This window comes from Staphylococcus simiae (assembly GCF_017357005.1).
Classification (GTDB): Bacteria; Bacillota; Bacilli; order Staphylococcales; family Staphylococcaceae; genus Staphylococcus; species Staphylococcus simiae_A.
On the sequence record NZ_CP071589.1, the window covers coordinates 1620044 to 1645476 of the forward strand.

A 25433-nucleotide genomic window follows, 5' to 3' on the forward strand; every position below is an offset into this window, starting at 1 on the left:
CTTTCACATTCTGGAGGGAATTAATTATGTATCAAACAATCATTATTGGTGGTGGCCCTAGTGGATTAATGGCTGCAGTGGCTGCTAGTAACTCTAACGACAAGGTATTATTATTAGAAAAGAAAAAAGGTTTAGGAAGAAAGCTTAAAATTTCTGGTGGTGGTCGTTGTAATGTTACCAATCGTTTGCCCTATGCTGAAATCATTCAAAATATTCCTGGTAATGGTAAATTTTTATATAGTCCATTTTCAGTTTTTGATAATGAATCAATCATTAATTTTTTTGAATCAAAAGGTGTCAAATTAAAAGAGGAAGATCATGGTCGTATGTTTCCCGTGTCAAACAAAGCTCAAGATGTCGTTGATACACTAGTTGAAACTATTAAAAATCAACATGTAACAATCAAAGAAGAAGAAGCTGTTTCACAAATAGATGTCACTCCGAATCATACATTTAAGGTTCAAACGCAAAATAATACATATGAATCTCAAAGTTTAGTTATAGCGACTGGTGGTACAAGTGTGCCACAAACTGGCTCAACAGGTGATGGTTATAAATTTGCTGAATCATTAGGACATTCTGTTACTGAATTATTCCCTACGGAAGTTCCTATTACTTCTAATGAACCTTTTATAAAATCTAAGGAATTAAAAGGCTTAAGTTTAAAAGATGTCGAACTATCCGTCTTAAAAAAGAACGGTAAAAAAAGAATCAGTCATCAAATGGATATGATTTTTACTCACTTTGGTATAAGTGGACCTGCAGCTTTAAGATGTAGTCAATTTGTCTATAAAGAACAAAAAAATCAAAAGAAAACGCATATTAAAATGGCAATTGATACATTTCCTGACTATAACCACGAGCAATTAAAACAAACGATACAGCAATTATTATCTGAGCAACCAGATAAAGCAATTAAAAATAGTTTACATGGTCTAATTGAAGAACGATATTTACTATTTATGCTTGAACAATCAAACATTGATGTCAACATAACGTCACATCATTTATCCAACCAACAGTTAAATACATTAGTAGATAATTTTAAAGGATTTACATTTGAAGTCAACGGCACTTTACCTTTAGATAAAGCATTTGTCACTGGTGGAGGTGTGTCTTTAAAAGAATTACACCCAAAAACAATGATGTCTAAATTGGTTCCAGGATTATTTTTATGTGGTGAAGTATTAGATATACATGGTTATACAGGTGGTTATAATATTACAAGTGCTTTAGTTACTGGTCATGTTGCTGGCTTAAATGCTGGAAATTTCGTTTATCAAGCTCAATGAGTTATTTCAATATAGGCATGCTAATTAGTCTGACAATATAACATTGGATTGTAAATTCTGAGATACATATATGATATATTTAAGATGATGCAATGAGCAGGAATTATCTAGATGATAACTAGTTAATGAATAAATATTTTACATTCTTAATCAAGACTTATCCCGATTAGATTGAATCCACTATATAAAAGTCACCTATAAATTATGCATTAATGTTCAAGACGGCCATTTTCGCAATAAATGTTTTGAAAAGATTGATTTCAACCAAACACACTGTCTTTTATTGTTAAATAAAATATATAAACTCCCCATATAAACTATTTGGGTTCTGAGACATACTATTACAATGTATACTCAGCTAGTTTACAAATTAAAAAGCTACCTTTAAAGTTTCAGCTATTATTATTGCTGTTACTTTAAAGGTAGCTTTACTATAGTTATTATCTAATAAAGCTATTTATTGAGTTGTTGTTTTTTAGTTAACTGTCTCGCTACCAAAGCTAAGCCAGCAACTAATGATATTTCCATAAATGGTAAATGATAATCTTGTCCACCTGTTTTTGGCAATACTTTTGTACTACATTGTGGTGTACTATTATTATTCACTTTTGGAGGCTGTGGTGTCACTTTTTTACGTGGCATTATTACTTCTTTTGCAGATTCAACTGGTAATTTAATTGACAATATTTTAGTAATTGTTTCGTTTGTATGTTGTTTAATTAGCGCAAGATCCAAATTGCCATCTATCATGTTGAAACCTTCAGCTTTATAATCCTCAATTTGCTTAATGATATGAGATAATTGGCTAGCAGTCGCTATAGCTTTAAATTTAGCAATTGTTTGGTTTGCTACAATATCAATTTTAATTAATGATTGTTCTTGTGTTGCAATAATCGTTTCAAGATCATGTAATTGATGTTTGAAACGTTTTAAAACTTCATCTGCTTCTTGATTAGAAATGGCTATTCTTAAGTCATCTTCCATTGCAGTTTTTAGTTGAGCAATCTTTTGTAGGGCATCATTTTTTGTTTTGTCACTTATTTTATTATAGTTCTTGATGATTGTATTTGCTCTAATTACTTCGTTATTTATTTCTTGACTAATAGCCGGTTTTTTCATTGGTTTGACATTATTATCCATTAGTAGTTGTTTGTATTTTAATACTGTATCAGCTACTTGTTGATTAGTATGATCGTTGTCTATTGCTGTTAAAGCTTGTTGTTGATAAATGTTTTCTAATACTTTTGTAGCTGCCTCTTTTTCTTCAATAGTTGCTTCTTGATTATGATTAATATCATTAAGCAATTCATCTAATGTTTGTTTAAGACTTTCTCTTGCTTCAGGTTTAACTTTTGTTTCTGGTTTGATCTTATCAATTGCTTGGTTACCCTGTTCAACATGATCTTGTACGTCTTGTGTTGAATTATCTTGATTAATATCATTTAGAACATTAGATGTTGTATCATGTAGGACATTTATTGCAGCATTTTTTTCTTCGTCTGTAGCATCTGACACTTGATTAATCTCGTCTTCTTGACTATGCGCTTTGTCGTTAATATTTTGACGTCCATCCTTTTTAACATGTACATTCGGTAAAATATTTTTGATATCTTCAAGACCTTTACTTTCCGTATTATCAATTTGGCTATTAGTTTGGTCTTGTGAAATTTGTTGACCTAATTGTTGACGTAAAGCTTTAATTTTATCAATTGCCTCTTGTTTTTCATCATCTGTTGCATCTGGTGTTTGATTTATTGTAGCAATTTGCTCCTCTACACCTTGGTCTAGTGCGTCTAAGGCTGCACGTCTACGTCTTACTTTCGGTTTTGTTTTATCAATCATATCATCTGCTTTATTTTTCAATTGTGCTACTTCTTCATTTGTTGTCACTTGTTTAATACGTTGTTTATTTTCATTAACGGTATTATCAATGATTTGATTTGCTTCATTGATTTCATCATGCGTAGCATCAGGTGTCTGTTTATTTTGTTGTTTTTGTCTATTCGCTATATTTTGAATATCATCAATTGCTTCTTGTTTAACAACAACATTCGGTAAAATAGTAGCAATATTATTGATACCATCTTGTTCAGCTTTGTTTACTTCTGCAGTAGAAGGTAACTGATTAATTTGCTGTAAAATTTGTTGTTTAAGACTAGCTAAATCGTTAAGAGCTTTATTCTTTTCTTCATCTGTAGCATTTGGCGTTGTTAATATTCGTTCTTTTTGTTGCTCAGATTTTTGTTCTACAGCATTTCTTGCCTCGCTTCTAACCAAATGTGCTGGTGTAATTTTGGCAATACTATCAAATGCCTGTGTTTCTGTATCATTGACTTGTTGGTTGGTCTTATCGTTATTAATATCTTGCATGGCTTGCTTAACAACATTATCAAGTTGTTGTAAAGCTGCTTGTCGTTCCTCTGAAGTTGCTTCTAAGTCTTGATTAATTTGACTTCTTTTTTCATTCGCATGTTGATTAATACGTTCTCTGGCAGCAGGTTTTACTCTAGTCTCTGGAACAATCGCATTAATATCATTTATTGCATTAACTTTTAGTTGGTTAACTTGGTCATTCGTGTTGGCCTGATCAATACTATTTAAAGCCTGAGTTTTTGCTGTTGCTAAACGTTGTAATGCTGCTTCTTTTTCATTATCTGTTGCATCGACATTATTATTAATTACTTCAGTTTGACTATCGTTCGCTTGATTTATCGCATTACGGGCTGCTGGCTTAACTTCAGCTTGAGCAATGATTGCATTAATCGTATTAACCCCAGCCGTTGCTGCTTGATCTACTTCACTATTTGTTTGACTTTGGTTAATTTGTTGTAATGCATTATTTAATGCTGCTTGCACTTTATCTTTAGCTTGTTGCTGTTCATCGACAGTCGTATCTGGTGTTTGAACGATATCTGCATCATGAGTAGTAGCTTGTTGCTTAACAGTATTTCTTGCTTCATTCTTTTTAACTACGTTGGCAGCGACGCCTTCAAGTGTATTTAAACCGTCTGTTTTAGCTTGTTCAACTTGTGCATTTGTCGTAGCTTGATTGATAGCATTTATAGCTTGTTGTTTATCAATGTTCAAAGCATTAATAGCTTCATCTTTTTCTTCTTTAGTGGCATCAGGTGTTTGATTTATATTCGCTATTTTGTCCGTATATTTATCATTAATTGCTTGTATCGCAGTTGGCTTAACAATTTCTTGCGGAAGTACTTGAGCAATTTGAGTTAACCCTTCAGTTGTCGCTAATTCAACTTCGTTATTATGAGTGGCTTGATTAATATTATTCTTAATTTGTGTTACTAAATGAGTTAATTGTTGTAATGCAGCTTGTTTTTCTTCCGCAGTTGCTACTGTATTATTGTTGATTACTTGTTCTTGTTGTTGTTGTTTTTGATCAATTTGATTGATAGCATCTGGTTTCTTTTGAACTGTTACTGTAACATTATCAATATTTTGAATCGCACTATCTTTGATAGCATTGACATCATTCGTCTTTCTTGCGTTATTAATCTTATTCAAGGCATCTTGTAATTGTTGATCTACTTGATTTTGAGCCGCTGCTATTTCTTCTTGTGTGGCATTAGGTGTTTGTGTTAATTGTTGTTTTTTATCATTTGCTTTAGTTGTCACAGCAGTTCTAGCATCCGTCTTTACAGTTGTTTGTGGCTCATCTAGTGTAATGTCATTAATACCATTATTTTTAGCATCTTGAACTTCTTGATTTGTCGTAGCATTATTAATATTTGCTACAGCTTGTGTTTTATCATTGTTTACTTCTTGAATTGCTGCATCTTGTTCTTCATCAGTAGCATCGTTATTTGCTTTAATTTGAGCGATTTGTTGTTGTGCTTTATCATGAACTTCATTTCTAGCATCCGTTTTTTCTTTCGTTGCTGGCAAAATGTTATTAATATCAGTTGTCCATGTTTGTTGTAATTGATCAACTTCAGCATTGGTTGTCGCTTGATCAATAGCCTGCTCTGCTTGTGTAACTGCTTGATCTACTAATGATATCGCAGTTTGTTTCTCTTCAATAGTAGAATCATTGCTTTGATTGATGACAGCTTTATGAGCAATTGCTGCTTGATTAATTGCACTTCTGGCATCAGGCTTTTTCGCTATAACCGGTTGGATACCATCAATTGTTTGTAATCCAGTGGTCTTAATTTGATTAACTTGGTTATTCGTAGTTGCTTGATTAATATTATTTATAATAGAAGTAACTTCTTGATCTAAGTTCGCAATTGCTGCATCTTTTTCTTCTTTAGTTGCTGCTTGAATATTTAATAATTGTTGTCGTTTAGTTGCTGCTAATTGATTTATGTCATTACGTGCAGCTGGTTTGACTATAGGTTCTACAACGTCCGTATTGATATTTGCTATCGCTGCATCTTTTGCTTGTGCAACCTGATCATTCGTAGTGGCATTATCTATCGCTGTATCTCCTTCAGTAACATGAGTATCAATTTTTTGATTGGCTGCTGTAATTTCTTCTGTTGTGGCATCACTATTATTATTATTTAATTGCTTTTGCTCAGCTGCTTTATCACTCACAGCCTTTTTAGCTGCTGGTTTGACTACTGGTACCCCGACATCACCATTTAATAGCTGAATACCTGTATTTGTTGCGTTTGTAACACCTTGGTCTGTTGTTTGGTTATCAATATCATTTAAAACTTGGTTTTTATGATTATCTATTTGTTCTTCAATCGCTGTTTTTTCTTCATCTGTTAAGTCATTATTATTTTCAGCTAAATTAACCATTTGTTGAGCTTTTTGATTAATTTGTTGGTTGGCATTAACACTGCTAACTAATGTGTGCGACATTTGATTCACTAATTGATCTATTTGTTGTTGAGTAGCGCGTTGGTCCACCGGTACATTCTGATTTTGTTCATTAAGAATGTTATTCGCTTTAACTTTCAATTTATTATATTCTAAAATAGATGCATACGTATAATTCACTTGTTGTGGTATAAAATCATACTGTGTTTGTAAAGCATCTTTATTCATAATGATACTGAGTGGTGATGACGTCGTTGCTGTTGTATAAGGTGTATTAGGTGTATTCATAGTTAATTCAGTATATGTTTTATATGTGATATTACTTTCTAAATTAACTGTTTTCGGTGTATTGATTCTATTAACATGAACTTTAAATTTTAGGTGAATATCTTTTAATGGTAATAGCATCGGTGTATTAGGTGCACCATTTTTCGCAGTTAACCCATTACTTGAAAATGTCACTGTATTTGTTGTTCTATCGTATGCTTCAGCAAATGGATTTACATCGGTATTAGCCACATTTCCAATAGGTGTGCTCGTTACTAATGAATTATCTACATAAGTCACATCATCAGGTAATTTAACTTTATACACTAGAGCACCATTTTCTAGTGACGCACCAAAGTTCCCATCATTAGAAATCGTTGCATCGATGGCTAAATCACTATCTGTCTTAATTGTATTATTATAATTAATATTTTTGATATAAGCATGAGAACCTGATTTAACCCCGATAGTATCAACTAGTGAAAAGTACTTATAGCCATCTTGGTTTTTAGTAACCCTTCTAAAATTCCCATGCACACTAGCGTCTGGTAACAATTGAATTTTAAGGTCAGTTACATTTGCTGGTATTGTTGCTAATCTTAAAGTAGAACCTCCATCTACTGTTGCTCTAGCAATTTCAGAATCGTCAGCTGCATTTTTCAGTACTAAAATAGTTGCCCCATTACCATCTGCACTTGCCATCGTATTAAATTGGAAGACGACTTCTGAATTAGGATGTACTGACACAATTTTTTCAATACCGTTAAAATCTCCTGTATCACTAGGATTAGTTGCTAATACTCTACCTAATGCAATAACATTATCTGATGCTTGATCATTCTTTGGATCACCTTGATTAAAGACGCTAGTTCTTACTAATGAAGCACTTAAGACACCGACTTTACCATTATTAATCATCGTAAAGCCTGGTAAATTATTAACAACAGTAATCGTTGGTCTTAATTTATCTGGACTTGGATTAATACCGTTATTATCAAATGTAAATACTTCGTTAATACTACCCACATTATTCGCACCTGGGTCTGTATTGGCAGCGTTATTAGCTGGAGCTGCTGGTGCAGGTCCTGGAGCTTGTCGTCTTGTTCTTTTCTTTGGTTTATTTGAAGTCGCTTCTGTAACTGCAACGACATTTGTTTTGTCATTCGTATGTTTTAATTGTTCTTGAATCTCTTTTAATGAAATATGATGATCTACTGTTGATGTATTCTCAGGAACAATTAGTGGTGTATGACTTGCTATCATTGCATCTTTAGATACTTTTGGAACATCATTGACTGGTTGATGTTTGATGTTAGTATTTGTAGTGTCATATTGTTTAACAACAACATTGTTAGCATCAGCTGCTTTGTTAGAATTAGAATTAACCAAACTTGATGATTGATTTATATTATTATTAACAGTTGAAGTTGTATTGAGTGTATTATTTTGATTATTAACAGTGTTTGCTTGACTAGCAGTCTGTTGATTCGCTACTTGCTGATTCGTTGGCTGAACAAGATTTGTATCTGTATTTGATACCGTTTGTTCTGCTGCAAATGCTTCAGAATGATTGGAGTTAGCAAATATTAAGACTGATCCTATTACTGTTGACAATATACCTATTTTATATTTTCTAATACTGTATTTATTATTTTTTTCTAAATTCATTGTGTCGTCCTCCTGGTTGTTAATTCTATGATGTTTAATACGAACGCTATTGCAAATCGATTTGTAGCCAAATATTATTTTGCACAATAAAATTATTCTAATTAAGTTTATCATCATAATTATATAAAATAAAGTTATATTTTATTACAATTTAATTTCTATTTTTAACTACTCTGTAATAATTAATGATACTTTCTCTGAGCTTATTTACATTTCTCAATATGGATAAAAAAAGAAGTTAAACAACTTTATAAGCTGCTTAACTTCTTTTTTTATTGATACTTTTAGATGTTACTCATTTCTAAACCTTCATCGCCCCATGATTTCATGCCGCCTTCTACATTAACTGCGTCAATATCATGATCTTCTAAATATTCAACAACTCTGGCACTACGAACGCCACCAGCACAAATGATATAATATGTTTCATTTTTATTGAAATCTTTTAAATGCTCTGGAATTTGATCCATTGGAATTAATTTAGCATTAGGGATATAACCCATTTCAGTTTCTTCATCCGTTCTAACATCTACTATATTCACTGGATTAGAATCCAACACTTTAGTTTTTAATTCGTCAGTCGTAATTGACTTCATTTAATGACATCCTCCTTATTTTGCAACAATATTCACTAATTTTTGAGGCACTGCAATTACTTTTTTAATATCTTTACCTGCAATACTTTCTTTGACATTATCATTTTGCAATGCAGCTTCTTGCATGTCTTCTTTTGACATATCTTTCGGGATATTAATTTTAGCTCTTAATTTACCATTAACTTGCACAACAATTTCTACTTCATCATCTACTAATAATGATTCGTCAAAAGTAGGCCATGGTTGATAAGTAATTGTCTCTTGATGACCTAGTATTTGCCATAATTCTTCTCCAAGATGAGGAGCGATTGGAGATAACATTTTAACAAATCCTTCAATATAAGGTTTGTAAATTTCGTCAACTTTATAACATTCATTGATAAATACCATTAGTTGACTGATGGCTGTATTGAATCCAAGTGTCTCAAAATCTTCAGTTACTTTTTTAACTGTTTGATTATATACTTTGTCTAATGATTTATTATTAGTTAAGACTATTTTTGAATCTAAAGTGCCATCATCATTCGTTACTAATCTCCACACTCTATCTAAGAAACGACGAGAACCATCAAGACCTTTTTCACTCCATGCGATTGCTGCATCTAAAGGACCCATAAACATTTCGTATAATCTTAGTGTATCTGCTCCATGAGAACGTACAATATCATCTGGATTGATAACATTACCTTTAGATTTACTCATTTTTTCATTACCTTCACCAAGAATCATTCCTTGGTTGAATAATTTTTGGAATGGTTCTTTAGTAGGAACTACACCTAAATCATATAATACTTTATGCCAGAATCTAGCGTATAATAAATGAAGAACAGCGTGTTCTACCCCACCAATATATAAATCTACCGGTAACCAATGTTTTAATTTTTCAGGATCTGCAATCATATCTTCATTTTTAGGATCAATATAACGTAAATAGTACCAACAACTACCAGCCCATTGTGGCATCGTATTTGTTTCACGACGACCTTTCATGCCTGTTTTTTCATCAACAACATTAACAAATGAATCGATATTTGCTAACGGTGATTCTCCAGTACCAGATGGTTTAATTTCATTAGTTTCTGGTAATAATAATGGCAATTCTTCTTCTGGTACTGTAGTCATCGTACCATCTTCCCAGTGTATTACTGGAATTGGCTCTCCCCAATAACGTTGACGACTAAATAACCAATCACGCAATTTATAATTAACTTTCTTTTCTCCAGCATTTTTTTGTTCTAACAGGCTGATGGCTTTAGTTATTGCTTGTTCATTATCTAAACCATTCAATTCACCTGAATTAACATGTTTGCCTTCGCCTGTGTAAGCCGCTTCTTGTACATTGCCACCTTCTATAACTTCAATAATAGGCAAGTCAAATTTCTTAGCAAACTCATGGTCACGTTCATCATGTGCTGGAACTGCCATTACTGCACCAGTTCCATATGTTGATAAGACATAGTCAGCAATCCAAATTGGTAATTGTTTTCCAGATAATGGGTTAATAGCATACGCACCAGTGAAGACACCAGATTTATCTTTTGCTAAATCTGTACGCTCTAAATCAGATTTTTTAGATGCTTCTGTTTGATAAGCTTTAACTGCCTCTCTATTATCATCAGTAGTTATAATGTTAACTAGTGGATGTTCCGGACTTAAAACTAAGAATGACGCACCATAAATAGTATCTGGTCTAGTAGTAAAGACGTCTACTTTATTTTCTAAACCGTCAACATCAAATGCAACTTTCGCACCTTCAGAACGACCAATCCAATTTCGTTGCATATCTTTTAATGATTCAGGCCAATCCAAATCATCTAAGTCAGCAAGTAGTTGATCAGCATATTCAGTAATCTTTAATACCCATTGTTTCATAGGTTTACGGTAAACTGGATGTCCACCACGTTCAGATACACCATCAATAACTTCTTCATTAGATAATACAGTTCCTAATGCAGGACACCAATTTACTGCCACTTCATCAACGTAAGCTAAACCTTTGTTATAAAGTTGAATAAAAATCCATTGTGTCCATTTATAATATTCAGGATCTGTCGTATTTACTTCACGATCCCAATCATAACTGAAGCCTAATTCTTTAATTTGACGTTTAAACGTTTGAATATTTTTCTTAGTAAATTCGCGCGGATCATTTCCAGTATCTAACGCATACTGTTCAGCAGGTAAACCAAATGCATCCCACCCCATTGGATGCAGTACGTTATATCCTTGCATACGTTTATATCTAGAAATAATATCTGTAGCTGTATAACCTTCGGGGTGACCTACATGTAAACCTGCACCTGATGGATAAGGGAACATATCAAGTGCATAGAATTTTTTCTGACCTAAGTTGTCACTTGTTTTAAATGTTTTATGTTCGTCCCAATAATCTTGCCATTTCTTTTCAATTTGCTTATGATTGTAATTCACAGTTCGTCCTCCTGTATCAATAAAAAAACACCCCAAACTATTAATCGTAGGGACGACATTTGCCGCGTTACCACCCTATTTCACAGATACTGTGCCCTCATTTTAATAGTAAGAGATGTCTTGATTTGATTTATTTTTAATTAAAATTATTAATACATCTAGTCCTTAACACTGGCTCTCAACATTACCAGTTCTCTGTAGAAAAGCTTCTAAACGTTTTAAGTTGATAAGTTAATAGTATGGTATATATTGAATTATTTCAAGCTTTTAAAATGAATTTAACATTAAAGTTCATGATCCGCTTGTACAGATTTAGAATTGTTTTCATTAAATGCTATAAGTAAAATTAATGCACCTACTAATAACACAATCATTCCTAAAAACATCATACGCATATTGAACACATCAACTAATACCCCTCCTAAAAAAGGACCCACAGCTTTACCAATTGTAGAAGCTGAATTAACAAATCCTTGATATTGTCCTTGTTTACCTTTAGGAGCTAAATTATTAGCAATAGTTGGTACAGCAGGCCAAACAAACATTTCACCAAATGTTAGAATAACCATTCCAACAACAAAAATAGTGAAACTTTGGGCAAAGCTAGTAACCAAAAATGACATCATAAAAATGATGATTCCAACAAACATCTGTTTTTTTAAATTGCCTTTCAATATGTATAACACTGGTTTAATTAATGGTTGCGCTACTAAAATCATTATGCCATTAATTGTCCATAACACACTATATTGAGACATTGAAATGTTTATGGATTGAGTAAATGATGCAATTGTTGATTCCCATTGAATATAAGCGATCCAACAAATAGCGAACATGGCACAAATTAAAATTAACGACATCAACTTTGATTTATTCTTACTTTTAGCTAATTCCATATGATTTGGAAATTTTACTTTAACGCTAATCGGAATATTGAATTGCGTTAATGCCACAATAGCAAAAATAATATACATAATAAGGTTAGCTAAAAATATGTAATTAAAACTAAATTCTGCTACAAAACCACCAAGAGCTGCACCTAATGCTACACCAATATTTTGTGCTAAATATATAGCATTAAATGTTTGTCTACCTCCATTAGGCCAAACTGCACCAGCCATTGCATAAATTGCTGGTATGATCATTCCTCCACCAAAACCTAACATAACAAGCCATACTGCATACCAAGGCCATCCATGAAAGAAATTTAATAACGTTGTACTACATAAACATGTGACCGTGCCTAACATAATCGTTTTATAGCCACCTAATTTATCAAATAATGTACCACCTAATAAATTTCCAATAACCATACCAACAGAATTTATCATCAGTACTAAACCAGCAATCGTCAAACTCTTATCTAGTTCCTGCTTCATATAAATAGTATTTAAAGGCCATAAAAAACTAGAACCAGTAATATTGATTGCCATACCAATGACTAGCCACCATACTGATTTAGGTATATTCATTGTTCATAGTTCCTCTCTCTTTTTTGTCAAACTATAATAAACACTATAACATTAAAATATGTTAAAATCTGTACTTAGAACTCTTTTTTATAGAAAGGAAAATGACTTATGGGCAATCATTTCCCGTATGCTTTTGAAAACAAACGTTATCATACATGGAATTATCATTTAAAAAATAAATTTGGTCAAAAAATATTTAAAGTAGCACTTGATGGTGGCTTTGACTGTCCTAATCGAGATGGTACAGTAGCTCACGGTGGCTGTACATTCTGTTCAGCTGCTGGTAGTGGAGATTTTGCAGGTAATCGTGCAGATTCTATAGAAGTGCAATTTAAAGAAATCAAAGAAAAAATGCACGAAAAATGGCGTGATGGCAAGTACATTGCCTACTTTCAAGCATTTACAAATACACATGCACCTGTAGAAGTATTAAAAGAAAAATTTGAACCTGTATTAAAAGAACCTGGTGTCGTAGGTCTATCTATAGGAACAAGACCAGATTGTCTACCTGACGATGTAGTGGAATACTTAGCCGATTTAAATCAACGTACGTACTTATGGGTTGAATTGGGATTACAAACAATCCATCAATCAACATCAGATTTAATTAATCGTGCTCATGATATTCAAACATATTATGATGGTGTAGCTAAACTGCGTAAGCACAATATAAATGTATGTACACATATTATTAACGGTTTACCTGGTGAAGACTATGACATGATGATGGCAACAGCTAAAGAAGTTGCACAAATGGATGTACAAGGTATTAAAATTCATCTATTACACTTATTAAAAGGTACACCAATGGTCAAACAGTATGATAAAGGTATGCTAGAGTTTATGACTCAAGAACAATATACTAATTTAGTTGTTGATCAGTTAGAAATCTTACCTCCTGAAATGATTATTCATAGAATCACTGGTGATGGACCGATAGATTTAATGGTAGGTCCTATGTGGAGTGTTAATAAATGGGAAGTATTAAATGCTATAGATGATGAATTAGCTAGACGTGATTCATATCAAGGTATTAATTATAAGGAACATGTGACATCATGAAATTAGAACGTATTCTCCCCTTTGCTAAAACATTAATATCACAACATATTACTACTTCAAGTGTGGTTATAGATGCAACGTGTGGAAATGGTAATGATACCCTTTTTCTAGCACAAAGTGTCCCGCAAGGCCATGTTTATGGTTTTGATATTCAGTCGATTGCTATAGAACATACTAAAGAAAAAACTGCTCATTTTGATAATATTTCTTTAATTAATGACGGTCACGAACATGTAAATCAATATATACAAGACGAACATATTGGGCATATAGATGCTGCAATATTTAATTTAGGCTATTTACCAAAAGGTGATAAATCTATTGTCACGACACCTGTTACTACTATCAAAGCAATAGAAGATATCTTAGCACTTTTATCTAAAGAAGGCATTATAGTGTTAGTTATTTATCATGGTCACAGCGAAGGCCAACTAGAAAGAGATGCATTACTTGAATACGTTCAACATTTGGATCAAAAATATGCTCATGTACTTAAATACGAATTTTTAAATCAAAGAAATCATGCGCCATTTATAATTGCTATTGAAAAAATTTAATAAAACTAAAGCCACCAAAACTTCCTATAAAAGGAAATGTTGGTGGCTTTAGTTTGCTATACTGCTAAAATAGATTTCATACTATTTTCAAAAACATTAGCTTTATTTGCAATAGCTTCTCCAATAAATGATAACAATGTTTCTTTTTTATCTAACACTTTTTCATTAAAATGAATAATTACAGTTCTTTCATCATCAACTGGTCTTTCTTTGTAAATCCATTCTAAATCTACAAGATTATTGTATGTTCTTGTACGTTTATAAGGTTTTACTTCTACAAATTGGTCCATTTCTTTAAGTGTCATTGAACCTTTTTGCCATAGTGTTAATAAAATCAAAACTTCTTCTTTTGTCATATGATATTCCTTTTCTATTTCATCAAAAATAGAGTTGATATCCGTCAACAAAGTTTCAAGTTTTAAAATACCAGAGACTTTATCACTATCAAGATTTTTCATTTTTAACATCTCCCTATCATTAATAACGATCTTCACACAATTTATGCAGTGAATTCCCATTTCAAACATAACTATGTAATAACTTGCTCTTCCCAAAGTAACAATAAATATTAAATTCTAAATAATACATCGCAGATATTGAATGAAATTAAATAACAATAAAAATCAATTATGAATAGAGTTAATCATAATAATTATGTTAATAGTACAAAAAAACATATCACCCTATTACATATTAATTTTATATTTTTTTCACAAAGAAAATATATCAATTTAACCATTAAATTGCAACAATTCTACTGTGAATTTTTCAAGAATAAAGCTAAATTAATTATTAATTCATATTATTATCATTTTTAAAGATTTTATGACCAAATCGAGTAGGAGGATAACCATTATTTGATTATCCGTCCTCTCACACCACCGAGCGTACGGTTCCGTACTCGGCGGTTCAATATCTTGCGTAAGCCGTCTCTGCGAGTTGGGTTAATGGTTCTAACCCCAACTTGTAGAGACGTTTTGTTGTAAGTGCACGATGAACTTCATGCGTTGATGATAAGCGCCAGTATTTCTTTCTTGAATTGGCAATTTTCATTGCACTCTTATGGTCAAGTCCATACTTACGTAACATCTTATATTTGGTTTTTATTCTTTTCCATCTTTTGAGGATTAGTTGTCTAATGCGTCGGTTTAACCATGATTGTAACTTCGTTACAAAACCTGTAATAAATCCTTTACCAAAGTAATTTATCCACCCTCGTGTTACTTGATTAATTTCTGATATAATCTCTTTAAAGGTACCTGGTCTATTTCGTTTCGTTAGACGTCTTAAGGTGCGTTTTAAATTTCTTCTTGCTTCCATAGTCGGTCTGAAACGATAAGTGCCATTTACTTTGGTCATTAGACAACTCAAGAACTTTAAACGTGTGATAGAACCTACCTTGCTCTTTTCACTATTTACAATAAGTTTAAGGTCTTTTTCGATAAACTTTGTCACACTTTCCATGACACGTTGACCCGCTCGTTTTGTACGTACAAAGATGACGAAGTCATCTGCATAACGAACAAAGCGATGACCACGTTTCTCCAATTCATTATCTAATTCGTGAAGATAAATATTACAAAGTAACGGGGAAATAACACCACCTTGCGGTGCACCTATTTCTCTACTTCGATAATTACCATTGAGGTCGATTGCACCAACCTGTAGGCTTCTACGAATAAATTTAGAAATGGCTTTATCTTGAACATGTCGTTCAAATAGATACATTAATTTATCATGGTTCAACATATCAAAGCACTGTTTTAAATCACAATCAACTGCAACTAAGTAACCTTCTTCATAGTATGTTGCACATTCTTTAAGTGCAGTTCCTGTACTACGATTCGGTCTAAAGCCATGACTGTGTTTTGAGAAAGTACGGTCGATACTAGGTTCAATGACTTGTTTAATGGCTTGTTGGATAACTCTGTCTCTTGCGACAGGGATTCCAAGCACGCGCTTTTTCCCATTTGATTTAGGTATTTCAACCTTTCTTACTGCTTGTGGCTTATACGTGCCATCAAGCAGTTTTTGTTTAATTTGTGGAAAGTATTTTGCGAAATGTGATGTTAATTCACTTACTCGCATGCCATCGATGCCAGGTGCACCGTTGTTTTTCTTCACTTTCTTAATTGCTTTTTGTATATTATTCTCTCTTACAACAAGCTCCATCATAGATGGAGACTCACGATACATTTCTTTCATTTCACCTAAGATTTACTGTACGCACTCATATATCCTTTTTCGTTCCACTACTTATCTTTCTATGAGTTGCCTGTAAATGTCAATAAAAGAATGTACAAAAATGATTGTTTAAGAATGTACAAAAATGTCATTCTGTCTTTTCAACTTTCACAAAATGGTCTTTTAACCGATAAGACTTCCCAGTTATTTTTATGACATTTGAGTGATGTAATATGCGATCTAAAATGGCATTAGCTATTTTAGGGTCTTCAAATATTTCATTCCATAAATTGAAATTAATATTTGTAGTAAAAATGGTACTTTTCTTCTCATATCTTAAATCAATCAGTTGGAAAAAGAGTTTGGCATCTTCACTATCAATAGGTAAATAGCCTATTTCATCAATAATTAGTAATTTATATTTACTATAGTGCTTGAGTCTATTTTCTAACCGATTCTCTAATTGAGATTTTTTCAAATTTTGTATTAAATCATGACATTTAATGAAATACGTACTTACTCTTTTTTTCGCTGCTGACATACCAATTGATGTAGCTAAATGGGTTTTACCTACACCACTTGGACCTAAAAAGACAATATTCTGATGGTTTTCTATAAATCGTAAATGAGTAAAATCTACGATTTCTTGTTTATTGACGTTAGGTTGGAATGAAAAGTCAAAGTCGCACAGTTCCTTTTTAAAAGGGAATGCTGCTACCTTAACCATTGATTCAATCATATTCTTTTCTTTAACTGCGATTTCATAATCACTCAATTTAATTAAAGTATCAATAAATGATAAATCGTTAGTGATACTAAAATCTATCACTTCATCTAAATGAGTAATCATTTGATTCATTTTTAGATATGACAGATTATCTTTTAAACGTTGGTAGTTAGTAATATTATTCATCATACATCTCTCCTATCGTTTTTAAATTATCTAAGGCCAGCTGATTAATATCATCATGGTCTCCATAGGAGACAGCTAGCGTTTCTAAATAGTGTTGTTGCTGATAATTTAATTTATGATGGGTAATAGGATGCTCAACGATTAATTTGGTGTTATAATAAACAAACAAACGTTGATCATAAACTTGAACTTCAACCGTTTTTCCATAGTATTCAGCAGGAACTGAGTACTGATTGGAGCGATATGTAATCATATTCGAACGATTGACTTTCAAATATTTATGTTCTACTTTATATGAGTTTCTTACATGGACATTGGGTAATGGCTGTAAGAAGCTCTTTTCTTTTTTTACTTCAATAATTGGTATTTTTCCTGTCCCATTATGCACTGAGTAATTCAAACGATCATTTAATTCGTCAATAAATTGTGGAATTTCATGTAAGTATAATTGTCCTTGATAGGCATGAATTTCATCTAATATTTTCATAATGGATTCAACTTTACCTTTCGTTCTAGGACGACCAGCTATACACGGCTTCACTTTAAAATTAAAATCATCAGCGAATTGTTTGAATTTAGGATTAACTTGTCCACTAAACGTTTCAGTCCTAGGTTGACTCATCACTGTTTTCATATTATCTGTAACAAGTTCCTCTGGAACACCTTCAATAGATTCAAAAGCTTGAACCATTAAATTAAGTAATACATCTAATGATTTACTCATCGTAACTTGCATAATTTTGAAGCGTGAATATGACAGGAGTAAAACACCAATATTTAAAGATACCTCTTGATGATCCTTCGTTTTAAATCTTATATCTTCCTTCCAATCAAATTGAGCTTGGCAACCTGGTTTTGTTTCAAATCTAGTTGTTCCAACAGGCGTTGACTTTTGTCGTCCTTTTTTAAAATAATTATTGAATAAATCATGTTTTCTTATATATGTTCTAAATGTGGAATACGCACAATTTAGACCATGATTATCTTTAAGGTATTGCCATAACACGCGTTTATAAAAGAATTTCTGTTCACATTCTTCAGACAACAATTCTTTTATTAAATCATAATAGGGATCAATTTTAGATTGTTTTTTTCGATTAACCGAAGGTTTAAAGCCATTTAAATATTTATCTATTGTTCTTCGATCTACATTCATTTGTCTTGCGATTTCACTTTTATTAATTTTCATGTTTAAGCTCTCCATAACAATTTTTAATTTTGGTAAATCTGAAAGAGTTGTAACTTCATAATCTGTATTTATATCTAAAGATAATTTCATTGTTATTCACCTCAATAAAATTATCTCTAAATTTTACAGATTGTACATACTTAAACAGTCAAAAGTGTACATTATTAAATTATCATTTCCAAGTTGCCAATCATTAATTGTATTCTGTACGTTGTAAATCTCTAACCTCCATTCTTTACTTTGTATGAATATTGTTCAGTCCTTCAGTATTTCTACCTACTATGACCTCTGCTGACTTCTCATCATTCGTTATTACTACGATTTTTTTTTTATCGCTGATGAGACCTCCCCGGGTAAGAGTAACCACTTTCCACTCATTCCACTGCATCATTTACTATATAGAACTCGGGTAGTATCGGACTTTATCTTGTATTGCAGATTCATCCATTCCACATAGCCTTGTATGATATTTCTGTTCGTCAGTGCGAGTGTTTGCGTCCGACTTCCTTCAGATTCCATTTCACAATGGACACCCTTGTCTTTCGCTAACAGTTCCTACTACCAAGCCTGTAACGGACTTTCACCGTCTAGTAATTACCCATGCCGGGCGCACAAAAATAACCGCACCAACTAAGGTACGGTTGCAAATTTAATCATTAATAATTCTTAACAATTCATAATTATTATAACTTCTGTTACGCTTCTTACTCTTCTCTTCATAAATCAAATCTAATTCAGCCAATTTTTTTAATGCTCTTCTTACGGTTGGTTGAGAGTAAGATGTTATTTCTGATGCTCTTTTAACTGTTATTTTTGGCTCTTGAAACATTAAGAACCATAGACTTATTTCTGATTTGGCTTTTAATCGTTTTACGCCATTAGTATATAGTTTTTCGGATTTTTCAATTTTTTTTAATATACTGTTAATCATTCTTTCACTTGCATTAAGGAAAAACATTATCCAACCTTCCCAATCACTATTTTTAGATCTCACACCATTTAGTAAATCATAGTATCTAGCTTTTTCTTTTTCCAATTCTTCACTAACAAAGAATACTGGTTTATCTATGACACCTGTATTTACTAACATTAAAATAATTAAAATTCTCCCTAACCTACCATTTCCATCAAGAAAAGGATGAATAGACTCAAATTGGGCGTGTGTGATAGCTGTTCTTATTAATGGGTCAGCATCAAAATTAAAGCACGTATCGTTAGTATTTACTACTAAACTATTATGTTCTAAACCATTCATAAAGTACTCTAAGTTGGTCATATAGTCATCAATTTGATTGGCTTCAATTGGTATATAAGTCGCATTTTCAATTTTATTATCAGGACCTATAAAATTCTGTATTTTTCTAAAATTGCCTGGATCTTTCTCTTTACCTCTCGTTCCTTCTAATAATATAGCATGTAACTTTTTTATTAGATTTGAGGAAATTGGCATATTTTTATTTTTGATTTGATCATACCCATAGGTTAATGCATCCATATAGTTAAGTACTTCTTTAACTTCGTTACTTTGTCTTTTCTCCATTTTTTCTTCTAATAACTCATCAAATGTAACTTGAGTTCCCTCAATTTTAGTTGATTCTAATGACTCTCTCATACTCATTATATTTATAAAGTTATCATTGACTATTGCGTGTGATAGCTCACTATTCATTTTGCCTAACTTCATATTAATTTCAGATACTTTAATATATATTTTTAATGCAACACTATTAGAAACACTTACTGGAAGTTTTTCGATACCTTTTAACGTCATTTTATTACCTCCATTTTCTTAATATTAATAATTATAGCAATTTAAGAAAATAAAACAATAATTTCTTTCTTATTGAAATCAAAATAATGTAAGAAACATATTTCGATTTTTAAAATAGAATGTAAATATTTTGATATATTATCAGTCAATGAATTCACGAAAAAGACAGCCATTTTTGACTGTCCTAATATTTAGTATTAATATTTGTCCTCTGCTTCCATTTCCTTTTGATAATTGTAGAGCTTTTCGGCAGTATCAAAACTTAATTTTTCTACAGTTCGTTCGCCTCTTCTTATTCTTCTTATACTTGCTGAATCTACACCAGTTTTTTTACCTATTTCATAAGCTGATAAATTAGAATTTATTAGTTTTTTTACAGTTCTTATTAACATAAATAACCATGGACAGATTAATTTTTTATTTTAATATTAAATATATAGCAAATGCTAAAGCTAATATACCAATAAGATAATTTAAAAAGATTTTCACTTTTATCTTAGTTTGATTTGTCATATTGATCACCTCGTAATATAATATGAGGGAGGGGTAACCCCCCTCTAACTAAACATTTTGATTATTGAGACAAGTGTTGCAAAGCCTAAGCAGTAATTTCGGAATATCTCGCTTTTGGCTTTTGCAATATTTGTCTTTTTTTCTTCCCTTTCTAGCCTGTCCATGGTATCACCTCCTGACTACACTATTTATTATACAGGACATTTGACCTTTAATCAATATAATTATATATATTTTTTATATAATCATTTTATAATCAATCGTTTAAAGTACATTTACTTATATCTTAATTCACAAAAATAGGGCAGTCGCTAGGACTACCCTTCCATAATTATTTATACTCTTCTTCTACTTCAATGGTATATTTGTGTACCCAACCGTTATTACTTGGTGAATATGTTCGACACCAAATATTGCCTTGTGGGTCTTCAATTTCTTCATAAATATAAACAATAGCACCCGCTTCAAGTACATCTTTTTCTCTTGCGAAACTGTAATTATCGAAACTACTACCAGCGCGTTCTCGTAAGGATGCGTCATACTTTATTGTACCTCTATAATATGGTTCTTCTGACCATACTTTTACACGTTTACACCCTACTGGTTTCTTTTCAACAACGTCTTCATCTTCAGATTGTTGATTAACAACTTCCTTAGTTTCAATACTGTCATCCGTACCATCAATATATTTTTGTACTAATTCATCAATCACATTTACTGCATCTCTATCATATCCACACGCCGACAATGCATTTCCAGGATCTTGTTTATCATCTTGAATATCTTGATGACCTGGTGCTTTATGCCAGTGATCAATGTCCCACGAATCAAACAACACAGCATTGATACGTGCAAAGTTGTCCAACGCCTTTAATGAGCGTTCATGGTCTCCTGGAAAATAACATAATTCTCCTCCAAACGCAGCATCGTTTGCATCATCACCAAAATAATAATTATCCGTCGGTGTATTATATAATACATGCCATGCCTTTTCATCAATTGGCACCGTGATAATACACTCTTTATCATCAACAAAGAAATGTGCTGACGACGTTGTATTCCAATCTTCATTATACGTATTATAATAATAATCAGCATTTTGTTGAGCTGTACTATTGGGATTACCTGTGTCGTGATAAACAGCAAAAATTGGTTTACCTGTATCTAATTGTTGCCCTGTGCGTCTTGTTCCATACGGGATAAATTGTGTGTAAACTGGTACACCATTCCATTCATCTAAATAAGTTTTAGCCATATAAATCACTCCTTAAAAATGTGTATAAAAAATACGACTGATATCGTCGTTTACTTGTCGTCATCATTCAATTTTTCAGAAATAATTAATCTCTTTTTCAATTGTTCTGGGATTGGTACACCTAAAATCACAGCATTTTCTACAATACTTGTTGCTTCTGCGATAATTAAGAAAATAACAGAGCTATTCACTAAAAAACCATCTAGTCTAAATATGATGTCTAAAGCATTAGCAACTAATATGATACATAAATAAGCTATTTTTTTAATATAACCACTAATTGCTTTGTGACTCCATAATTTACCCTCTGAGAATGCTTTTAAAATACCAGTGATAATATCTATAAAAATCATTAGTAACAGTAAATCTATAAACACATAATTACCTGAATAAATTAAACTCATAAAATCATTCACTTCAACATCAAAATTTTTAACACTATCCATTATCATCATCCTTTAATAGATACCATAGACAGCTGTTACTGTAGCATTTGAATTCTTAGCTACATCGTTGTCAATCGTAACTAATGTTTTTAATACTTTTAAATGGCGTTCATCTTTGAATAAGATTGAAATTTCATCTAAAAACCCATTCTTCATATTGCCATTCTGTTCTCTTAAACCTGCATTATTAAAATATAAAGTGACGCCATTTTCAGGAATAGTAACGAACTGTGTCGCATAATGATTACTATAGAACGTAATATTAAAAATCAATTGGCCATAATTATGAAAGCTATCTTTCAATTCTATATTAGTATCTCTACCAGCTGAGCCACGCCATAATAAAATAGGTTGTGTTGATCTCCAACGTTGATACAACTGACCACGATATTTTTCAATTGATAAACCAGAACCTAGAATTGTCAAAATCCCATTATTTTCATCTTGCATAATAGCTTGAATAATACCTGTTGTATTATTACCATTACGTACTGGTAAACCTTGTGTAGTTGAATCAAAATAATAATTACCAGACTTTGTAATATTAATTGGATGGTTTAATGTACCATCAACAACACCACTATCTGCTTTTGTATTTAAAATTTTACTAACATTTAAATTTACATCTGACTTTGTATTTTCTAATGCATTAGAGAATGATACAACTTGATCAGTCAACTGCGTTATCTGATTTGTCAATTCTGCTTTGGTAACTAATTGATTACTATCAATAGATGATTGTAATGCTTTAACTTGTATATCTAGTGCTTTCGCTGATTCAACTTGACCATTTATTTTTCTATCTGTTTGTTCTGCAAGCTTTGTTAAATCATCAATACCTTGATTTACTGTTGTTCTCAATCTATTTAATTCATTTTGATATTCAGTAAAATAACTTTCGGAATTAATTCCAAACTCTACTTTATTTTTCAAAACTTTTATTTTAATTTCTAGCGTTGAATCAGTTTGTTCACCGCGTTTTAATTTGAAAAATGCTTGTTGATATTCACCTTCAGCCGTACTCGTTTGTTGTGGAAGAATATATCTAAATACACCATTACGTGCATCAAGTACTAAACCCCCATTCGTGTCAATAATACGTTCGCCATCTGGTTTCACTCCTTCAAATACTGGAGTTAATCCAGTTAGATTGTATGGTCTTCCATTAGAATAAACAGTGATTGTAATAGCTTTTAAACCACCATCTCCAACTCGACTTACAATATACTGTTGTTGCTCTTGTTCAGTACCAAGTTTTGTGATATCAAAAAATAAATCTTGATTTGCCATATTATGTCAATCCTTTCTACCCATAAAAATAGTAATAATTTTTCAATAACTCGTACATGATAATTTCATGTATATTTTCATTTGGATGTAACCCATCTTGCATATTAAATTTTCTAAATGCTGGATTATATACATCAATATAATTAGAATGATATGCATCAAAAATAGGTATGTCGAGTTCTGTACAGGCTAAAATATGAGCGTTGACATAATCTTCTAACGTATAGTTAAGACCATTTTTATCAGTATCTTTTCTTCTGATTATTTTGCCATTGACAGGTAACTGTCTTGTTGCAGTCAGACTGATAATTTTGACATCCTTATTTTGCGCTCGTATTAAATTAACCATTTGATAAAATGCACCAATATAGGTTTTAATATCCATTTTATCAGTACCAATTGGAACACCACTTTCCCATAGCCAATCGTCATCAGTACCTTGAATAATAACCAAATCAGCATTTTTAATACTAGTTGCTTGGTTAAAGATATTATTACTACTTACTGTTGAAAATGTAGCACCACCAACGGCTAAATTAGTCACATTAGCATTTAATTTTTCAGCTAAATATTGCCCGTAATTTTTGGTAGCATTTTTACCTCTAGTTACTGAATCACCAATACAAACAATACTTTTAATATTTTGTAATGTGTTAGACACTTTTGCATAGTCGTAAACGAGCGTGCCATTATGTGTAACTAATGTATGTTGTAAAGTACTTTGACGTTGTTGTTCTTCTTTAATTTGTGACAAATCACTCATCATACGCTCATTGAATGTATCGTGTTTCACACCATTAATATCCGTTTTAGCTTTAATAAATTCATCTGTAATACTTAATGGTGATTCTTCTGGCATTACAATAGCTCGTACTTCTTTTTTAATTTCGTCATATCTATCATCAATACCAGCAATCACTTGTTTTACAATGGATTCTCCATATTTTGATTTGAGGTTGAATAACTCATCAAAATTATCTTCTACTTCTTTTTTAAATTCTTTAAATACTGGTGAAAGTTTTGTCTTCATATTCAAACCTCCTAATATTCTAAAATTTCTTGTAATCTCACTTTATTTGCTTTAGTTGTTCTATTTTGATTGTCATCAGTACCAGTAACTATATTATCTTTGACAAAGACTGTTTTTGTACAAAATTCGTTCGTTGAATTTGTCGGAATGAGATGCACAATTTTAGCTGGACTATGAGCAGTCACATGATACTTAGGGATATACTGATAATGGTAGTTATTATCTTCGGTATCTGATCGCCATACGAGTACAATACCATTACGACATTCACTTACTCTTATACTCAAATTTACAATTTGATTAGCATTAGGCCACTTATCGATATTAGCTGCAATAACAGTTTCTGATGTGCTTGTATTGAGTACACCTTTATCATAGGCATTGGAATTGGTTTTTAATTCATCAAGCCGTTGCTTATCTTCTGCTGACATTAATCCTGCTTTTTGAGTTGTCGCATTTGTAAGTGTTTCTGGATCAAATTGCCTTAAGCCATCCAACTTCGCTTTATCCAGTGCAGACATCAATCCATTTTTAGATTGCGTTGCAACATCCATTGAATCTGTATTAAAATTTTGTAATTTCTGTTTTTGCTCTTCAGTTAATAACATTGATTTATCTAAACCATCAACAACATCAATGTGTGATCTAGCATAAACTTCTTCACCATCGTAAGTTAACGTTCTAGCCTTAGTAATTTCAGTCATTTA

18 protein-coding genes are annotated in these 25433 nt (G+C 31.9%); 3 read left to right on the plus strand and 15 right to left on the minus strand.

The window, feature by feature from the left end; genetic code table 11:
* Window positions 1-26: 26 nt before the first annotated feature.
* Window positions 27-1292, plus strand: a complete 1266-nt coding sequence (locus tag J3R86_RS07235) for a BaiN/RdsA family NAD(P)/FAD-dependent oxidoreductase (protein ID WP_207516727.1) — start codon at window positions 27-29, stop codon at window positions 1290-1292.
* Between the two features lie 453 nt (window positions 1293-1745).
* On the opposite strand, the gene J3R86_RS07240 is transcribed toward J3R86_RS07235, so the two are convergent.
* The 4 genes from J3R86_RS07240 to J3R86_RS07255 form a co-directional block, all read right to left on the minus strand.
* The gene (locus J3R86_RS07240) at window positions 1746-8018 is read right to left on the minus strand and encodes a SasC/FmtB family protein (RefSeq protein WP_207516730.1); all 6273 of its coding nucleotides are present in this window, start codon (window positions 8016-8018) and stop codon (window positions 1746-1748) included.
* Window positions 8019-8302: 284 nt separating this feature from the next.
* Window positions 8303-8614, minus strand: a complete 312-nt coding sequence (locus tag J3R86_RS07245) for a rhodanese-like domain-containing protein (RefSeq protein WP_207516732.1) — start codon at window positions 8612-8614, stop codon at window positions 8303-8305.
* A gap of 15 nt (window positions 8615-8629) precedes the next feature.
* Window positions 8630-11044 carry a leucine--tRNA ligase gene (leuS, locus tag J3R86_RS07250; protein WP_207516738.1) on the minus strand — a complete coding sequence of 805 codons (2415 nt, stop codon included), beginning with the start codon at window positions 11042-11044 and terminating at the stop codon, window positions 8630-8632.
* Between the two features lie 284 nt (window positions 11045-11328).
* Window positions 11329-12516, minus strand: a complete 1188-nt coding sequence (locus tag J3R86_RS07255; protein WP_207516740.1) for an MDR family MFS transporter — start codon at window positions 12514-12516, stop codon at window positions 11329-11331.
* 108 nt (window positions 12517-12624) lie between these two features.
* On the opposite strand from J3R86_RS07255, the gene J3R86_RS07260 reads away from it, so the two are divergent.
* Together J3R86_RS07260 and J3R86_RS07265 are read left to right on the plus strand one after the other, a co-directional pair.
* Entirely contained in the window at window positions 12625-13578 is a 954-nt protein-coding gene (locus tag J3R86_RS07260) for a tRNA modification radical SAM protein MnmL/YtqA (protein WP_207516741.1), read from the plus strand.
* Window positions 13575-14135, plus strand: coding sequence for a tRNA 5-(aminomethyl)-2-thiouridylate-methyltransferase MnmM (locus tag J3R86_RS07265; RefSeq protein WP_207516742.1), 561 nt, complete (start codon window positions 13575-13577; stop codon window positions 14133-14135). The genes J3R86_RS07260 and J3R86_RS07265 overlap by 4 nt, the downstream gene beginning before the upstream one ends.
* Window positions 14136-14191: 56 nt before the next feature.
* Here the strand turns inward: J3R86_RS07265 and J3R86_RS07270 are convergent, their stop codons facing one another.
* The 11 genes from J3R86_RS07270 to J3R86_RS07325 form a co-directional block, all read right to left on the minus strand.
* Window positions 14192-14593: a transcriptional regulator, SarA/Rot family gene (locus J3R86_RS07270; protein WP_207516743.1), complete on the minus strand. Its 402-nt coding sequence runs from the start codon at window positions 14591-14593 to the stop codon at window positions 14192-14194.
* Window positions 14594-15044: 451 nt separating this feature from the next.
* Window positions 15045-16331: a group II intron reverse transcriptase/maturase gene (gene ltrA / locus J3R86_RS07275; RefSeq protein WP_207518527.1), complete on the minus strand. Its 1287-nt coding sequence runs from the start codon at window positions 16329-16331 to the stop codon at window positions 15045-15047.
* 136 nt (window positions 16332-16467) lie between these two features.
* Window positions 16468-17232, minus strand: coding sequence for an IS21-like element helper ATPase IstB (istB, locus tag J3R86_RS07280; RefSeq protein ID WP_207516745.1), 765 nt, complete (start codon window positions 17230-17232; stop codon window positions 16468-16470).
* Window positions 17225-18511 (minus strand): IS21 family transposase, encoded by a 1287-nt coding sequence (gene istA, locus J3R86_RS07285; RefSeq protein ID WP_207516747.1) that lies wholly within the window; start codon window positions 18509-18511, stop codon window positions 17225-17227. The genes istB and istA overlap by 8 nt, the downstream gene beginning before the upstream one ends.
* Window positions 18512-19070: 559 nt before the next feature.
* Window positions 19071-20192: a Fic family protein gene (locus tag J3R86_RS07295; RefSeq protein ID WP_002463912.1), complete on the minus strand. Its 1122-nt coding sequence runs from the start codon at window positions 20190-20192 to the stop codon at window positions 19071-19073.
* A gap of 197 nt (window positions 20193-20389) precedes the next feature.
* The gene (locus J3R86_RS07300) at window positions 20390-20584 is read right to left on the minus strand and encodes an XRE family transcriptional regulator (RefSeq protein ID WP_207516749.1); all 195 of its coding nucleotides are present in this window, start codon (window positions 20582-20584) and stop codon (window positions 20390-20392) included.
* 452 nt (window positions 20585-21036) lie between these two features.
* Window positions 21037-21960, minus strand: coding sequence for a peptidoglycan recognition protein family protein (locus J3R86_RS07305; protein ID WP_207516750.1), 924 nt, complete (start codon window positions 21958-21960; stop codon window positions 21037-21039).
* 50 nt (window positions 21961-22010) lie between these two features.
* Complete coding sequence (locus J3R86_RS07310) at window positions 22011-22406, minus strand: phage holin family protein (protein WP_207516751.1); 396 nt, start codon at window positions 22404-22406, stop codon at window positions 22011-22013.
* Window positions 22407-22418: 12 nt separating this feature from the next.
* The gene (locus J3R86_RS07315) at window positions 22419-23696 is read right to left on the minus strand and encodes a phage baseplate upper protein (protein ID WP_207516753.1); all 1278 of its coding nucleotides are present in this window, start codon (window positions 23694-23696) and stop codon (window positions 22419-22421) included.
* A gap of 16 nt (window positions 23697-23712) precedes the next feature.
* Entirely contained in the window at window positions 23713-24726 is a 1014-nt protein-coding gene (locus J3R86_RS07320; RefSeq protein ID WP_207516754.1) for an SGNH/GDSL hydrolase family protein, read from the minus strand.
* Window positions 24727-24737: 11 nt separating this feature from the next.
* Window positions 24738-25430, minus strand: coding sequence for a hypothetical protein (locus tag J3R86_RS07325; protein WP_207516755.1), 693 nt, complete (start codon window positions 25428-25430; stop codon window positions 24738-24740).
* Between the last annotated feature and the right edge of the window lie 3 nt (window positions 25431-25433).

What these genes read in the sequence shown, in the direction of transcription:
- J3R86_RS07235 (WP_207516727.1), top strand. Translation starts at nt 27, where the DNA reads ATGTATCAAACAATCATTATTGGTGGTGGCCCTAGTGGATTAATGGCT.
- J3R86_RS07240 (WP_207516730.1), bottom strand. Translation starts at nt 8,018, where the DNA reads ATGAATTTAGAAAAAAATAATAAATACAGTATTAGAAAATATAAAATA.
- J3R86_RS07245 (WP_207516732.1), bottom strand. Translation starts at nt 8,614, where the DNA reads ATGAAGTCAATTACGACTGACGAATTAAAAACTAAAGTGTTGGATTCT.
- J3R86_RS07255 (WP_207516740.1), bottom strand. Translation starts at nt 12,516, where the DNA reads ATGAATATACCTAAATCAGTATGGTGGCTAGTCATTGGTATGGCAATC.
- J3R86_RS07260 (WP_207516741.1), top strand. Translation starts at nt 12,625, where the DNA reads ATGGGCAATCATTTCCCGTATGCTTTTGAAAACAAACGTTATCATACA.
- J3R86_RS07265 (WP_207516742.1), top strand. Translation starts at nt 13,575, where the DNA reads ATGAAATTAGAACGTATTCTCCCCTTTGCTAAAACATTAATATCACAA.
- J3R86_RS07270 (WP_207516743.1), bottom strand. Translation starts at nt 14,593, where the DNA reads ATGAAAAATCTTGATAGTGATAAAGTCTCTGGTATTTTAAAACTTGAA.
- ltrA (WP_207518527.1), bottom strand. Translation starts at nt 16,331, where the DNA reads ATGTATCGTGAGTCTCCATCTATGATGGAGCTTGTTGTAAGAGAGAAT.
- istB (WP_207516745.1), bottom strand. Translation starts at nt 17,232, where the DNA reads ATGAATAATATTACTAACTACCAACGTTTAAAAGATAATCTGTCATAT.
- istA (WP_207516747.1), bottom strand. Translation starts at nt 18,511, where the DNA reads ATGAAATTATCTTTAGATATAAATACAGATTATGAAGTTACAACTCTT.
- J3R86_RS07295 (WP_002463912.1), bottom strand. Translation starts at nt 20,192, where the DNA reads ATGACGTTAAAAGGTATCGAAAAACTTCCAGTAAGTGTTTCTAATAGT.
- J3R86_RS07300 (WP_207516749.1), bottom strand. Translation starts at nt 20,584, where the DNA reads ATGTTAATAAGAACTGTAAAAAAACTAATAAATTCTAATTTATCAGCT.
- J3R86_RS07305 (WP_207516750.1), bottom strand. Translation starts at nt 21,960, where the DNA reads ATGGCTAAAACTTATTTAGATGAATGGAATGGTGTACCAGTTTACACA.
- J3R86_RS07310 (WP_207516751.1), bottom strand. Translation starts at nt 22,406, where the DNA reads ATGGATAGTGTTAAAAATTTTGATGTTGAAGTGAATGATTTTATGAGT.
- J3R86_RS07315 (WP_207516753.1), bottom strand. Translation starts at nt 23,696, where the DNA reads ATGGCAAATCAAGATTTATTTTTTGATATCACAAAACTTGGTACTGAA.
- J3R86_RS07320 (WP_207516754.1), bottom strand. Translation starts at nt 24,726, where the DNA reads ATGAAGACAAAACTTTCACCAGTATTTAAAGAATTTAAAAAAGAAGTA.
- J3R86_RS07325 (WP_207516755.1), bottom strand. Translation starts at nt 25,430, where the DNA reads ATGACTGAAATTACTAAGGCTAGAACGTTAACTTACGATGGTGAAGAA.